Genomic DNA, 13,863 nt, shown 5'->3' on the forward strand with positions numbered 1-13,863 from the left:
CACCGATAGCTGTAACGGCTCGCAATCGAAATCCCTCTGACTCGCAATCAGCGCATATTTAGGCTCACATTAACTGCAAATGAAAAACGCCCCCGACTCACATTAAGTGACAATGGGCTCGCATTTATCCGGCCCGGCTCGCAATCCAGTCCACCGGGCTCACAATAACTGCAAATAGACATCGTCATATCGGCAGGCCGACCGCCAGCATTCTGTCGCGTAGCTCGGCTGTGCGGGCAGGGTCTAACTGATTGTTAAATAATGCCCTGATTTCAGCAGGTTTTGCATCGAACTGCTCCACCATATCTTTCAGCCGGTAACCATGCCGCGTGAGTGTCGGCTCAAGGTCATCCAACTGACGTGACAGCACGGATTCAACCAGCGTGGCGGTAATCGGTTTTTCACCTGTCTGGTATCCTGCTTCCATCGCCAGCGTCAGGTGCAACTGAACCTGCAGCGGGGTACGCAGTTTCATCGCCAGCAGGTCAACTGCTTCGGTCGTCAGAATATCTTCCGGCTTACCCTTGCCGGTGCTGGTCTTCAGCAGCCACTGGATATATTCGCGCTGGCTGCCGGTGATCCCGTCCAGCGTAAAAATATCGGTACGATAACCGATTTCTTCCATCGTCGGACGACGCAGGTCATTACGCAGTTTTGGGTGACCAGCCAGTACGACAGACAGCCGTCCACCGCCGTCTTCAACCACTTCCATCAGCCGTTTGAGCCCCGTCAGTGTATTACCGTTCAGGTCATGCGCCTCATCGACAAACAGTGCCACCGGGCGCTTACCTTTTTTGACCAGCTCCTGCAGTTCCCGCTCGCGCCGTTCACCCTGTTTGGGGATCTGCACCTGCTTATCCTGCGCCAGGTCGTAAAACAGGGCGTTAATCAGCGTGGCGAGCCGGACATTCTGTTTGTCCACCGACAGGGAGCGGGCGACAATAATTTTGTTTTCATCCATCAGTTGCTGCTGCAGACGCCGCAGGGTGACGGTTTTGCCACTTCCGACCACGCCACAGACGGCTATCAGTCGTCCTTCACGTATCGCCCCTTTAATGTCTTTCATCAACTGCTTATGGTGAGCAGTTTCATAATACCCTGCCTGTTCAATAGACTGCGTCAGTCCATAATGCTCCATCACTTCAACCCGCATGGTCTTCTCCTGCTTGTCTGTTACGAAAATAGTCTCTAATGCGGGCGAGTACTTCATTACGGTTCAGCGTCTCAGCCAGAATACTGTCGATAAACGCCCGGTCTTCATCCGGCATTCTGGCCAGTGGTATGGCCAGATCGTCGGCAATAGCCAGTTTTGCCGCAATAACGGTGGGAAAGTGGTATTCAAATTTTCGGGCATCAAAGGGCTGATGTGGCAATTCATCAATGCGCTGCTGGGTGTCATCACTGATCACGCGGAGATCGCTTCCGGACAACGCGCAGATGGGGATGTTCAGCTGTCTGGCCAGAGCATGAATACGATCGGCCCGTTCAGCCGCTTTGCCACGCCTGAACGTCCGGTAACGGTGTAGTGGCACAGGCCCCGATACAGGATAATAAGGCCCCCATGTTTCACCGGTAAACTCCACATACATCTCTTCGTCAAACAGCCCCCACAGCAGAATAACGGTTTATGGAAATGGTACAGGGTTTCATGCGCCTCCTTGACGGTCCGGAAAGGACGCTCGACTTTACCTTTGGACCGTGCTGTCGTACGGGTTCCGTCCTTGCCTGCCGGTGTATGCGTCAGCCAGTCAACCTTCAGGGACTGCATCACATTCTGGAATACATGGCTTTTGGCCACCGGTCCGTTATCGAGGTACAGCATTTTCGGGCGGCCCTGGAAAGGAAAATCAGATCTGGCTTTTGGCGCCATGGCGTTAAAGAGAAATCGCAGCGCTGATTCCGCATCCTCGCCGTACACACACCGGTATTCCTGGTATGCGACACCACTCCGGTCATCCACCACGCTGAACAACATCAGCGTGGGTTCGCCACGGGCAGGATCTACCCAGTCAGGCCGTTCAATATGTTTGAGATCGGACGGTGATATATCAAACTGCCAGCAGTCATTGCTGTTTTCAGCCTGAAATCTTACCGCCGGCGGCTCCCGTAACAGGCGGGGCTGGTCGAGACGCCAGCGGGAAAGCCAGCGATTAACGGTCTGCTTACGAAGCAAACCCCTGGGACTTTTTATCAGTCCCTGAGGGGTTTCTACACCGTGCTCTTCCAGTAACTGTATTGCCCGGCCGGTCGACAGATGGCGACCGGATTTATTCGTGGTTCGCAGTTTTAGCGCGGCAATCAGTTCACAGTAATGTTCCAGTTCAGATGGGGGGAGTATCCGTGGCTGACCATGATCGCGGCGGTGGGCTGTGCGTGGTCTGAGAACCAGACGTAGGGCACGATAGACCGTCGTGACTGAAATACCATACAACTGAGCGGCAGCGGCAATCTGGTTGGCACGTTCAGGGCTTTTTGGCGGCAGGCGATCGAGCCGTTGCCGTAGTTGCAACAGGGAATCTGACGGGATGGTGCTACGCCGACTGCTCATAATTTCCTAGCGCACGGTACACTGACGCCCTCCCGATCCCGAGCTGACGGGCTATGGCCGTGGCCCCCATTTTCTCCGTGGTGTACAGGCGCCAGACCTCAGCATGATCTATTGAGGGCTTTCTTCCGCGGTACACGCCCCGTGCTTTCGCCGCGGCAATCCCCTCCATCTGGCGTTCCCGTCGCAGATTGGTTTCAAACTCAGCGAAAACGCCCAGCATATCAAGGAAGGCTTTACCTGCTGCCGAACACGTGTCCACTGGCTGTTCTGTGGCTCTGAGGGTTACACCCTGCTGATTCAGAGCATATACGATATCCTGGAGATCCTTAATGCTGCGGGCCAGACGATCCACGCGGGTCACCATCAGCGTATCACCGGGGCGCAGGAACTCCAGCAATAGCTGCAACTCGCTCCTTCCGGTCCGGCTGCTTCCACTGGCTTTTTCTGCACGAATGATTTCGCAACCGGCAGTACGAAGAATTTGTGTTTGCAAGGTAAGATCCTGGTCGCTGGTTGAAACGCGGGCATAGCCGTATAGTGCCATAATGATGAAAACTGTCTCGTTTAACTCTAGATGATGAAAACGTAACACCGGGATGAGACGAAAACAACCCAAATGAGACAGAATAACTGTCTCACCGGGTTGACTGTTTTGGGTCTACTCTAATAATGCGTGAAGTCGTTATGATTAATGCATGCTTCGCCGTTCATCAAGAATTGCAGCATGTCGGGGAGTTGCAACTATTCCTTTCCCTCTGTCAACAAAATTCTGGGACCAGTGTTCTGGAAGAGGAGTGTTTGTAGATTTATAGAAATGAAACAGCTCCTTACTATCGTCAAAAACAGTCCATTCGCCCTGATGTACCATTGCCACAGGGAATGGGCCCGGACGGGCTACTATACCCAGATAACCATTATCCTTGACGACTTTATCGTGCTCATGTTCCCACATATAGGGAACAAAGTTTACCTGAGGACCATGGCGAATAACATTCATCGCTGTATACTCAAAGGGTCTGGAAGGGTCGACCTTCGCAACACCTTTATTAATCAGATCCTTTACTCCTCTTTCCTCATTACTTTCCGCCATGGGTACATGCCCTTTCCCATGAGAGAACTTAATAATGTCGTGCATGTCATAATCACCGGTATAGGGCGTGATGACTTTGTGTTTTATCCATGCATTAACAAGTTCATTGTCAGAAGTATTTTGTAGGCTGACTGGATAAGCCAAATCCTCACCACCCGGTCTGTTGTGTGCATAAATTCCTTTTACACCAGATGTATCCCACTGACCGACTCGGCCAACGAAACCGCTACGTTTTGCCATCCCAAGAATCGAATCAGCGTTATCGCCATAGACAGACTTCAGTGAACCAGGTTTAATGGTCTTCTCAAGAATATTATGGCCTTTTGCTGCAGCACCCTCACTCAGTGCAGAGATAGTATAAATGCCTGCCTCCCTTACGCTCATTGAGAGATTTTCCTCTAAAGAAATTCTTTCGAAGACAGGCATATGCAAAGGGTGAACAAATGCTTCGCCTACTAATTTTCTGGCTTCCTGGCCAGTACTAATCAACCCGTTGCTGTCGAACAGCGTGACGGGATTATTCCGAACCATGCTGAACAGGTTCAGGCCGTCCACCGGGCCCGCCGGGTCTGAAGAGAGCCAGCGTCCCGCCCACGGCTGATAATACCGGTAACCGTAATAATACAGCCCCGTCGCGTCTCGCTCCTTGCCTGAGTAGCGCACGGTTTTGTAATTCGCCTCCACTGCGCTGCGGGCCGTCCATACCGCCGTGCCGCCGTACGGATAATATTCCTCCATGCTGATGATATTGCCGTCGCCGTCCAGCTCCAGCCCGCTACTGCCCGTCAGGTTATCGTAGCTGTAACGCACCTGGTTGCCCGTGATTTCTGCAGGCCGGCCGCTCTCCCAGTGCAGCACCCGCACCTGCGCCCGGCCCGCCTCGCCCGCGGTAATCACCTGCAGACTTTCCGTTAGCGTATCGCCGGTTTCTGTCGTCCGCAGCTCCAGTCCCGGCAGGTACAGCGCACGCTGCGTCTGCGTGCTGTTGCCCGTTTTCTGCGCGCTCACCTTGAGGATGCGCTGGCTACCCGCGTCGTAGCGGTAGCTCTCGCGGTCATCCGTACCGCCGTCACGCGCCACCGGCGTCACCTTCAGCAGTTCACCGCGCGGCGTCCAGACAAGACTCTGACTCGCCAGCAGCTGTTTCTGCTGCCCGCCCGCCGTGAACAGCGCATCCACGTCGGAGGGATTTTCCGTAAGCGTGCTCAGCACGCCCCGGTTGCTTTTATCAGAGACGGTTATTTTTGTGGTGTAACTGTTGTTCGTGGCCGGTGCGCTGTGGCTGATTTGCGTCAGGTTGCCGGCGTTGTCGTAGCTGTAAGTGCGGGTATAGCCTGTAAACGCAGAGCTGTCGGTGGGAAGGGGCACGGTGGTGGTCGGTGAGCTACTGCCCTGCTGACCGGCATTTGCCATCTCGCGCCCGGTGGCGCTGACCAGCTGGTACAGGCTGTCGTAAACGTACGCGTTCTCCGGCACCACTTTCTGGTTGCGCCAGAAGCGGGTCTCCTCGGCGTCGTTGCTGATTTTCAGGACGTTGCCCACCGGGTCATACTCGTAGCGCAGGTCCTGCAGCACTTTCGCACCCGAGGCGTGTCCTGCCGGACGTTCCGTTTTAATGCCGGTCAGGCGCTGTGTTTCCGGCTCGTAAGTGTAAGTGGTCACCACGCCGTTGCCGTGCTCTTCCCGCAGCTTCTGCCCGGCGGCCGAGTACGTCAGCGAAGCCACGACAGCCTGCTCTTTTCCACCCTTCAGCGTCAGCCAGCTGCCCGACAGCAGGCCCGCCACGTCGTAGGCCACCCGCTGCAGGTTTCCCTTCGCATCCGTGGTGGTCAGCATCACCCCGGTGGCGTCTGCCGTGGACAGGGTGGTGTATGTTTCAGCATCAAGCAGGTCGTTCCAGACGGAGGCGTCTGTCCCCTCCCAGTCAGCCACGGCGTCAGGATTGTCCGCGTCCTTCAGCAGGCGGCGAGTGACGGAGAGCGGCACGCCGGTAAGTGCCACGCTGTCGGTCTGCATCAGGCCTGCCGTGTCGTAGTGCCTGACGCACAGCCCGGCGAGGTTCAGGGCCTTCTCCTCAACAGAGTTACCGGCATAAACAAAGCGCTCCGTGATGCGGGCGGCTTCCCCGGTAGCCTGTTCCATAATGCTCAGCGTGCGGCCCGGCAGTTCTGAGTCCTCATACTGCCAGCTGCGGGTCACCGCCTGACTTCTGTCCTCTGTGCCATCACCGGCAGTGCTGATGTTGCTGACCGCCAGAAACGGCCGGCCGGCGGCACCGTTCAGCGCCACGGTGATGCCATTATCCACGCCCTGTGAACGCAGAACGTTGCCGGTCAGGTCGGTCTGGTAGCTGAAGTTCGCCAGCCCGGCGTCGTGCATGCGCGGGTCGGCGCTCTGCGTCAGAAAGCCGCGGGCATCGTACTGATGGCGGGTGATGCGCTCACTGGTAACGTCTGGGGAGCCGGGATGGCGATGGTACGCGATGTCGCGCACGGTCAGGCCGCGGTTATCGAGAACCGTGACCGTCGGGGTTTTGATGAACAGCGATGTGCTCATGATATTCTCCTGTTTATGTTGTACAGCCGTTCAGGCTGCAAAGAAAATCATACAGCAATCAGGATAATTTCGCCTAGACAGGCGCTATAAGGGTGGGATTGGAGAAAGACGCTGGCAGTTAAATTTCATTTGCAGTTAATGTGAGTCCATCGAAATGGATTGCGGGCCGGGCTGGATAAATGCGAGCCCATTATCACTTAATGTGAGCCGGTGGCGTTTTTCATTTGCAGTTAATGTGAGCCGAAATCTGCGCTGATTGCGAGTCGGAGGGATTTCAATTGCGAGCCCTTACAGCTAGGCGCTCAGGCCACCGATAGCCAGGTGGACACCGCCTCCCCTCTTTTTTGTTTCTGCCCTCCCCAAAATTTGGTTCGCCAAATGCCTTTTATGTTAAATCAATGATTTTACGTAGAAAAACATCAGTTTCGTGAAACAGGAAGACAATAACTCCTATTCGAGAGGCTTTTCTCCTGGGAAATGGCCATAAAAGTGCATGTTTAATAAATGTTAAATTCAAACATTCATGAAACATTTTTAACAAATTCAGAGTTGCCCTCCCCACTGCGTAACAAGGGTTAAAAGAACACTTTATATAATGATAGCTAGATATCTTTATATATTGATATCTTTTGTGATGAAGGTCACGCCAGTCTCCGCTCGTTAGAGTATAATTGTTTTGTACAATACAATTAACGCGAGGGAGTTATGAATACGATTAAACCCGCAATCAAAGCCTACAGCGAGCTTCAACAAGCGTATGACTGGTTTAATGTCGTCCTGTTTGAAAAGGCGTTGCCGGATCTCCTGATCACGTTACAACGTGGAAGAAATACCTTCGGCTATTTTGCCCCTGAACGGTTTACAGGCGAATCGAGTATTTCAGAGCTGGCGATGAACCCTGATTACTTCGGTGGCCGTTCTCTGGCTGACATGCTGTCAACATTGGTTCATGAGATGGTGCATGTGTGGCAACACTATACCCCTGTCAAAAAGTGCCGGGGCGGATATCACGATCGGGTCTGGGGGGCAAAAATGGAGGACGTGGGTCTGATGCCGTCAAATACTGGCCGACCGGGCGGAAAAAAGACAGGGCAGCAAATGACGCATTACATCATTCGCGGTGGCAGGTTTCAGAAAGCCGTGTATGACCTGCTAAAAAACGGCTTTTCCATTTCCTGGTATGACCGCTGGACAACGGGAACAAGCGTCACCTCGAAGACCAATAGCGATATTCTGGAGGACTGGCTTGCGGCCACAGACAAGAATGATACTGACCTGATTAATCGGTTAACGCTGACAATTAGTAAATCTCGTCCCGGACAAACTCCTGACGAAGACGATGCTGTAAACGGGATTAAACCCCCGGTTAAAGGCACCGGAACCCGGACAAAATTTAGTTGCCCGGAGTGCGGGCTGAACGCCTGGGCGAAACCCTCCGCCGTTCTCATTTGTGGTGAATGCCAGTGCCAGCTAGATCCGCAGGAGTAACTTACTTTTTGATATAGTGATATCTAATTATCTAGATATCACTATATCTTGATAAATCTCTTGATGGTGATATATTGATATCATTATATCAAAAGGAGGCGCGGTATGATTTATGCTGTAGTGAATACCAAGGGCGGTGTAGGAAAAACCACGACTGCCGTTCATCTGGCTACAATGTTATCCCGCACAGGAACGGCATTGCTTATCGATGGTGATCCACAGGCCAGCGCTGCCAGTTGGGCAGCCTGGCGTCGTGACAATCCGGCTTACGATCCAAGTCCGACAACTACCTGCCTGACGGGTAAAGCGATTTTTAATGAGGGAAAAGCGTTAGCCGGCGGATTCGACAACGTTGTTGTCGATGTGGGGGGGAGAGATGCTACCGGGCTGCGTTCAGCGCTTTTGTTAGCTCACAGAGCCATTATTCCTGTTGGTGCATCCAACCTTGACGCAGCCGCAATGACCGACCTGTTAGAGGTCGTGGAGCTTGCGCGTGACTACAATCCTGAGCTGGACGTCAAAGTGCTTTTAACCCGTGTAGATTCGCGGACAAAGGACGCTGCCGACATGCTGGAATTCCTCACCGAGCAAAACCTTCCTGTTCTGAACAGTCAGGTTTGTGAGCGGGTTGCGTACCGACGAGCGATAGGGGAGGGGGCTACTGTGCTGGAGTTCGGCAAAGACAATGCCGCGATTGCTGAAATAGAAAGTGTTTTCCGGGAGGTTACAGCGTGAAGAAAAAACCTGATTTGGCCAATTTTAAAGACCCAACAAGTTTTCTGGAAGGCGGGGCGGCGGATCTCGCTGAAAAAGGGAGAGCACCACAAAAGGACAAAGTTGATAAGCCGGTTTCGCAGCAAAAAATATTCAGGCTGTCAGTTGAAGTTGTGAACGAATTAAAGTTGCATGTCGCCAGGCAGCAAGCGGAAACCGGGGTCAGGACAACGGAAACGGAGATAGTGGAGAAATTACTGCGGGATTACCTAAAACTATAGAGATATCTTTATAACAACTTATCTTTCTATCTTTGTTTTTTTCCTCCATTTCCACGGCTCAATGGGTTCAGGGGTTGACCATAGCCCCACCTTATTTTCCTTTGCGGCGGTTTCGAGTCGGAGCATATTGCTATCGGTAGCATGACCACGGTAGCGGTAAGCCCATGCCATACCCGTTTTAACCTGTTCAGCGTTGATATTGATACCGTCAATAATCAGCGTTCCCAGCCAGCGGCCATAGCGATCTGTGCTACTGGCGATGACTTCTGTTTGTTTTTGTGCGGCCAGTTTCAACAGGTTCTGCTTTGACCGCTGGCCGAACGGTTGCCCCGACTCCGGGGCATCGATGCCGTTAAGACGAACTTTCTGCATTTTGCCATCTGCCAGTACCTGGACAGTATCCCCATCCACGACGCGAACCACGCGCCCGGAAAAATCTGCCAGGCAGAGGGAAGGGAGCAACAGGGGAAAGACAACCATCAAACGGAAATTACGGAACATACAAATCCCTTATCAAGATAGTTAGATATCTTTTTATATAGATATCTCAGTTAGTCACCATGTGACGATCCCAGCTCAAGCTCGTCAGCCGTGCGGAAAAGAAACATTTCCCGCTGTTTTGCATCGAATGGTACGGGAATATTATTCCTGATCACCGTTTTAATGCCGTCAAACAGCTTCATCAGGGACTGTTTACTTTTTTCGTCCGGCATAACGTACATGGCATAGTGCCAACGTCCGGCATCGCTGGCCTCAAGGTGGCTGTTGATGATGTTGATATAGCGGGCGCGGGTCTTCATCGAACGCTCGGTTTCAACTGCGATGACTGCGCCGTTGTCCATTGTGATCACGCCGTCCGGCTTGTGCTTTACGCCAGGGTAACGCGCTAAAAATCCGCTCCGGTCGCCGTTGACCCATTGGCTCCCGCCTTTTGCCTCAAGACTGAGCCGCACTCGCTGATTGAGCAAATGATGCTCCAGCACCCAATAGCGCAATTTGGTCGGTTCGAAGTAGCCAGGGAAAACCGCATCATCCGCCGTGACCACCATCGCCAGCCCCTGCATGGTTATGCCCCACAGGGACTTTTTTCCGGTTAATACCGGGTATTCATGTTTGATGATAAAGCCCATATAGATAGCCTTATTGAGCAATTCATAGGTTGGTTGATTAGTTTTCCCTTTAAACCCAAGTGCTTTTCGCAAAGTGGCAAAATCGGAATAGGTTTCTTCTTTAAGAAAATTCAGCAGTAATAGCATCCGGTTGGCGGCGGCTTCTTTTCGTTTTGCTACATCGTGGATCAGCATGTGTTACCTCATACATTGACGGAAGGTTTATTATCTTCGGTAGTTTCGTCCGAGGGCACTGGGCGTACCATTTCATGGCTTCCAAAAGAAAGCGTATTGATATGCGATTTTTTAACGACAATATGGGAAAGCTTTGTGGCTTTGGCAAGATCGGTTGGTGTGAAAACAAAACCCACGAACGGCGGCAGATTTAACAGCATATTGCAGTCGATATAATACCTTTCCGCCTGGCGGATCATCCTGTCAGTTTCCAGCTTTTCCGTTAGCGTCAGGTCTGTTTTAACTTTCCTCATTTCATCATCGACCAAAATTGAACCCGTCATTCTCGCCACCCATTCGGCTGTTTCTGGATTTTGTAGCTGATACACCAATTTAAATTTCGCATTCTCAACCACAGCACCAATAACAGATTCAGGATTTAAATCAGACGGACAATCGCGCAAATCGTCGATAGCTTGAAATGCCATAAATATATGCACCCCTTTGTCCCTGGCTGCGCCAAGTCCTTCCAGTGCAGGGCGGGAAAGGTGGTATTTCAATTCGTCGAGGAATATAGCGACCGTCCGGGGCTTGCTATTTATTCTGTCGCGGGTTTCAGCAATCTGGATCAGGCGAGTTAATATCATGCGTTGCGCCGATATGATTTTTTGGTTTCGCATGGAACCCACAATATAACAACACCCCCCTTCATCAAATATCTCTTTCAGAGAAAATCCGTCATTGGCATTAATAGAATTTACTAACGCTATTTCTTCCAATTCACCATAAAATGCCGGGACGTTTTCTTGCAATGACTTTACAAAGTCAGTATTAAATAAATCGCGTAATGTCATTCCGGGTTGGTGAGTCGCTGCTGTATTTCTTGCAGCCCGGCGATCAGCGATGCGATAAAAATCTGAACCTTCCCCTTTTTTCGCCAGGCTAAACCCTGCGTTAAATAACTCTTCCAGTTGCTCGCGTGATATCCCCGCCAGTAAATCCATCTGAAAATTAAGATTATTCAGATCAATAAGAAAAAATTTCTTCCCTGCCATCCGGCAAGCTTCTCTTAATACATGCGGTGCCCATTCGTCATTTTTGGGGTCTTGGACAAAAACAGCTTCGTCCAGCATGATAGCCTGATACAGTAAAACGGTCGCGCTCACCCCTTTACCCGAACCTGTGGTTCCGATGATGGCCGCATGTTGTGACTGGAATTCTTTTATGGTGATGTATTGCGGCTGATCATCTTTATCGAGTCCGATAAAAATTCCTTTTTTCAGGTCGATGTATTCAAGTGGATTATATGAAATACTGTCCGGCAGCATTTCCTTTACGTCCCTTACATCGGTGCGGGTGTTTCTTTCCATTTTGGTTTTTTTAATCATGCGGTGTTTGATGCTGTCAATTTCTCCGGCTAGCAGACGCCGCGCTATTAAATGGAATATCAATCCGGCAGATGTGAATGACAGCGTTAATATCCACAACGGAGTATTTGTCAGCGTGTTATTGCTCAGCACTCGAAAGAAATAACTTAATCCCTGAATGGTGAGCGGCGATAGCGTCCCGAATATAAAAAATAAAATAGACAGGGTGGCGACAAACTTTAACCAGAACGGCGCGTTGACTCTTTCTTCTTTTGGTAATGATAAGATAAAAGGTAACGTGAGTCCGGCAAGTACAGACAATATCACTGGGCTATTTTGCAGCCATAACAGAAATACAGCAAAGGCATCAGCAAAACCATTCAACCTTTGCATGAGGTGAGGACTCATAGGTTATTTACTCCTGTATTAAATTTGGTGGATTGGAAGTGTCTTATGGAAGTCGCAGATAGAAGTCGAACCCCTCTTCTATGGGCGACTTCCATGAGTGGCTTCCATAAATAGGAAAAAGGGCATAAAAGCGGGGATAATTAATCCCCTTCTTTTACCCGGCAACAGCCTGGTCAACGTCAACGGCATAGTGAAACCCGGTGATAATTAATCACCTGATTTCACTACAAAAAGAGTACATTCTTCGTGCGGGCTTGAACGCCCTTACTCCGAACGTATGGGGACAATGACTGCGCTGGACGCTCCGTCAAAGTCCCCAAGGTCAACTACGGCCACACCGTCGCGCGCTACGCGCGACCACCCCCCTTGAGACCTTCGTTTTTACCCTATTCTTTCTTTGTCTCGTTCCTCGCCACGAAATAATAGGAAAACTCAGTCAAGGAGGGTGGTCGCGCCACGTCGATAAAGCCGACTTAGTCCCGACGGTGTGGCGGGGCAAGCCCCCCAGAGCAATTTTTCACTAGGCCGTGAAAAATCACTCCGGCTCCCCCCGGCTGCTGCAATTTTCCCCCTGGGAAAATGTTTGCAGTGAGGCGCGGGATACGGAAGCTTAACAATTTCTTCGAAATTGAATCTTCCGGCCGCGACTCACTTATTAATTTTTCGTCTTAACAATTTCTCCGAAATTGAAGCCAAAAATTAATAAGCCTCAAAAGCCCATCGCCTGTAAGTTTTGGTGTATTGTACAATACAAAATCTTTCTGTGAGATTTACATCTGATCGCGGTGTATTTCTTCCCAGCACTGCCTTTCAGCTTCCAGTGCGTCACGATAGGCATCATCATCAATTCTGGTTCCCTTTCCTTCTGCATATTCCCTTAATGTGGTGGCGTCTTTTTCATTCAGATAAGCGATGTGCTCAAGCAAACCGCCAATCAATCTACTTTCATAGATTTCATAATGAAGTCCGCAACCGCGATGTGCTTCTTTTTCTATTAAATCGTATACGACTGCTGCCGATATCCTGTCTTTATTTTTCGATTTAATATTCTGGATAAAAATATTATCTACCATGATTACCCCTCCGCTTTTTTCCTTTTACTGCGTTGAATGACGATTTTTGCATCTTCCGGGAAATTCAAATGCTGTCGGATTAGCTTGGTTTTGTAATCGCCAATTTCATTTATTGAACTGGAAGAAAGAGAATAAAATCCTTCACGATAAAATAGTTCGAGTACCGAGATAGCCATAATCAGGCTTATAACTGACTCTATATTCTTTGATAACGTTTCAAATACAACTTGCACGGTGGCCAGATTAATACTGGTGATAATAGAAGGATCATAGATACAGTAGATAAAAGCTATATACACAATTGCGCGTGGCAACAGATAAATGACGTTTACCAGGCTGCGCACCCATTGATAAATCAGAGTGGCGACAAACCTGTAAAAGGGTGTGGACGTCAGGGCGCGGTAATGAATATGTGACAGCTCTTTATGGGTTATCGAGGTTTGCGTGATGCTATTCCCTCGTTCTACCCTGACGGGGATAATGGTGCTACTTTTATCATTGCGCAGAATAATAACGATAACTGCCCACGCGATGATGGGAGCCAGAATGATAATTAACATAACTATTCTCCTTCATTAACGTTTTTTCTATTGGCATAAAGATGTATTAGCAAGCTAATACCCAAAGGAACTATAACAACCAGTATCATAAAAACAGTTGTCCCACTAAGTGAAAGCAGGTCGTCTATTTTGTTTACCCAACTATCAGGAGTACCAGCGCATCCGAGACAATTCATGATATTATCCTCTTACGCGTCCGAATTTAGACACTATTTTGCTGATGACTTCCGGGTCTGCCGCTTTGCATTCCCCTAAAAAGTCTTTGCGCATATCGGCTGTTTTACTCGGATTAAACCGATGATGTTTTTTGAATGAATTAATACTAAAAAAAGCCTTCTCTGCGCTCCGGCATTCACTGCCGCCGCTGTTACCCGTGACTTTACCGTACATACATAAAACGACTTCGCACGGGTCAGCCGCAAATACCGGCGTGGTAAATCCAGTAGCCAGGCAGACGATGCCCGCCGCGATTGCGTTTCTTTTCATGGCTTATTC

At 50.3% G+C, this 13,863-nt stretch carries 12 protein-coding genes and 1 pseudogene; 3 read left to right on the forward strand and 10 right to left on the reverse strand.

What is annotated here, in order from left to right:
- Window positions 1-184: 184 nt before the first annotated feature.
- The 4 genes and pseudogenes from AC4PCC_RS20110 to AC4PCC_RS20125 all read right to left on the reverse strand — a co-directional run bounded on the left by AC4PCC_RS20110 (window position 185) and on the right by AC4PCC_RS20125 (window position 6,194).
- Complete coding sequence (locus tag AC4PCC_RS20110) at window positions 185-1,210, reverse strand: ExeA family protein (RefSeq protein WP_492125704.1); 1,026 nt, start codon at window positions 1,208-1,210, stop codon at window positions 185-187.
- Window positions 1,143-2,548, reverse strand: a pseudogene (locus AC4PCC_RS20115) (transposase family protein). The gene AC4PCC_RS20110 and the pseudogene AC4PCC_RS20115 overlap by 68 nt, the downstream one beginning before the upstream one ends.
- Window positions 2,532-3,092, reverse strand: coding sequence for a recombinase family protein (locus tag AC4PCC_RS20120; protein WP_492125705.1), 561 nt, complete (start codon window positions 3,090-3,092; stop codon window positions 2,532-2,534). Before AC4PCC_RS20120 ends, AC4PCC_RS20115 begins: the two are co-directional and overlap by 17 nt.
- A gap of 144 nt (window positions 3,093-3,236) precedes the next feature.
- Window positions 3,237-6,194, reverse strand: a complete 2,958-nt coding sequence (locus tag AC4PCC_RS20125; RefSeq protein WP_492125706.1) for an RHS repeat domain-containing protein — start codon at window positions 6,192-6,194, stop codon at window positions 3,237-3,239.
- A 705-nt stretch (window positions 6,195-6,899) separates the two neighbouring features.
- Between AC4PCC_RS20125 and AC4PCC_RS20130 the strand changes: the two genes are divergently transcribed.
- The 3 genes from AC4PCC_RS20130 to AC4PCC_RS20140 all read left to right on the forward strand — a co-directional run bounded on the left by AC4PCC_RS20130 (window position 6,900) and on the right by AC4PCC_RS20140 (window position 8,677).
- On the forward strand, window positions 6,900-7,682 hold the full coding sequence (locus tag AC4PCC_RS20130; protein WP_492125707.1) for a SprT-like domain-containing protein: 783 nt from the start codon (window positions 6,900-6,902) through the stop codon (window positions 7,680-7,682).
- Between the two features lie 105 nt (window positions 7,683-7,787).
- A complete protein-coding gene (locus AC4PCC_RS20135; RefSeq protein WP_191924919.1) occupies window positions 7,788-8,417 on the forward strand; it encodes a nucleotide-binding protein in 630 nt (209 codons plus the stop codon).
- Window positions 8,414-8,677, forward strand: a complete 264-nt coding sequence (locus tag AC4PCC_RS20140; protein WP_492125708.1) for a hypothetical protein — start codon at window positions 8,414-8,416, stop codon at window positions 8,675-8,677. Before AC4PCC_RS20135 ends, AC4PCC_RS20140 begins: the two co-directional genes overlap by 4 nt.
- A gap of 18 nt (window positions 8,678-8,695) precedes the next feature.
- Here the strand turns inward: AC4PCC_RS20140 and AC4PCC_RS20145 are convergent, their stop codons facing one another.
- The 6 genes from AC4PCC_RS20145 to AC4PCC_RS20170 all read right to left on the reverse strand — a co-directional run bounded on the left by AC4PCC_RS20145 (window position 8,696) and on the right by AC4PCC_RS20170 (window position 13,854).
- The gene (locus AC4PCC_RS20145) at window positions 8,696-9,178 is read right to left on the reverse strand and encodes a thermonuclease family protein (RefSeq protein ID WP_492125709.1); all 483 of its coding nucleotides are present in this window, start codon (window positions 9,176-9,178) and stop codon (window positions 8,696-8,698) included.
- A gap of 50 nt (window positions 9,179-9,228) precedes the next feature.
- Entirely contained in the window at window positions 9,229-9,981 is a 753-nt protein-coding gene (gene mobC, locus AC4PCC_RS20150) for a MobC family replication-relaxation protein (protein ID WP_492125710.1), read from the reverse strand.
- Window positions 9,982-9,989: 8 nt separating this feature from the next.
- Window positions 9,990-11,735, reverse strand: a complete 1,746-nt coding sequence (locus tag AC4PCC_RS20155) for a type IV secretory system conjugative DNA transfer family protein (protein WP_492125711.1) — start codon at window positions 11,733-11,735, stop codon at window positions 9,990-9,992.
- A 770-nt stretch (window positions 11,736-12,505) separates the two neighbouring features.
- A complete protein-coding gene (locus AC4PCC_RS20160; RefSeq protein WP_492125712.1) occupies window positions 12,506-12,808 on the reverse strand; it encodes a dpoa decarboxylase in 303 nt (100 codons plus the stop codon).
- Window positions 12,809-12,810: 2 nt separating this feature from the next.
- On the reverse strand, window positions 12,811-13,368 hold the full coding sequence (locus tag AC4PCC_RS20165; RefSeq protein ID WP_492125713.1) for a hypothetical protein: 558 nt from the start codon (window positions 13,366-13,368) through the stop codon (window positions 12,811-12,813).
- Window positions 13,369-13,548: 180 nt separating this feature from the next.
- The gene (locus AC4PCC_RS20170) at window positions 13,549-13,854 is read right to left on the reverse strand and encodes a conjugal transfer protein (RefSeq protein WP_492125714.1); all 306 of its coding nucleotides are present in this window, start codon (window positions 13,852-13,854) and stop codon (window positions 13,549-13,551) included.
- Window positions 13,855-13,863 lie beyond the last annotated feature (9 nt).

Source organism: Erwinia sp. L03-1 (assembly GCF_058686115.1).

Bases quoted from the DNA above. Each gene is read 5' to 3' on its own strand.
- AC4PCC_RS20145 (WP_492125709.1), bottom strand. From the start codon at position 9,178: ATGTTCCGTAATTTCCGTTTGATGGTTGTCTTTCCCCTGTTGCTCCCT.
- AC4PCC_RS20170 (WP_492125714.1), bottom strand. From the start codon at position 13,854: ATGAAAAGAAACGCAATCGCGGCGGGCATCGTCTGCCTGGCTACTGGA.
- AC4PCC_RS20135 (WP_191924919.1), top strand. From the start codon at position 7,788: ATGATTTATGCTGTAGTGAATACCAAGGGCGGTGTAGGAAAAACCACG.
- AC4PCC_RS20160 (WP_492125712.1), bottom strand. From the start codon at position 12,808: ATGGTAGATAATATTTTTATCCAGAATATTAAATCGAAAAATAAAGAC.
- AC4PCC_RS20130 (WP_492125707.1), top strand. From the start codon at position 6,900: ATGAATACGATTAAACCCGCAATCAAAGCCTACAGCGAGCTTCAACAA.
- AC4PCC_RS20125 (WP_492125706.1), bottom strand. From the start codon at position 6,194: ATGAGCACATCGCTGTTCATCAAAACCCCGACGGTCACGGTTCTCGAT.
- AC4PCC_RS20165 (WP_492125713.1), bottom strand. From the start codon at position 13,368: ATGTTAATTATCATTCTGGCTCCCATCATCGCGTGGGCAGTTATCGTT.
- AC4PCC_RS20110 (WP_492125704.1), bottom strand. From the start codon at position 1,210: ATGAAGTACTCGCCCGCATTAGAGACTATTTTCGTAACAGACAAGCAG.
- AC4PCC_RS20120 (WP_492125705.1), bottom strand. From the start codon at position 3,092: ATGGCACTATACGGCTATGCCCGCGTTTCAACCAGCGACCAGGATCTT.
- AC4PCC_RS20155 (WP_492125711.1), bottom strand. From the start codon at position 11,735: ATGAGTCCTCACCTCATGCAAAGGTTGAATGGTTTTGCTGATGCCTTT.
- mobC (WP_492125710.1), bottom strand. From the start codon at position 9,981: ATGCTGATCCACGATGTAGCAAAACGAAAAGAAGCCGCCGCCAACCGG.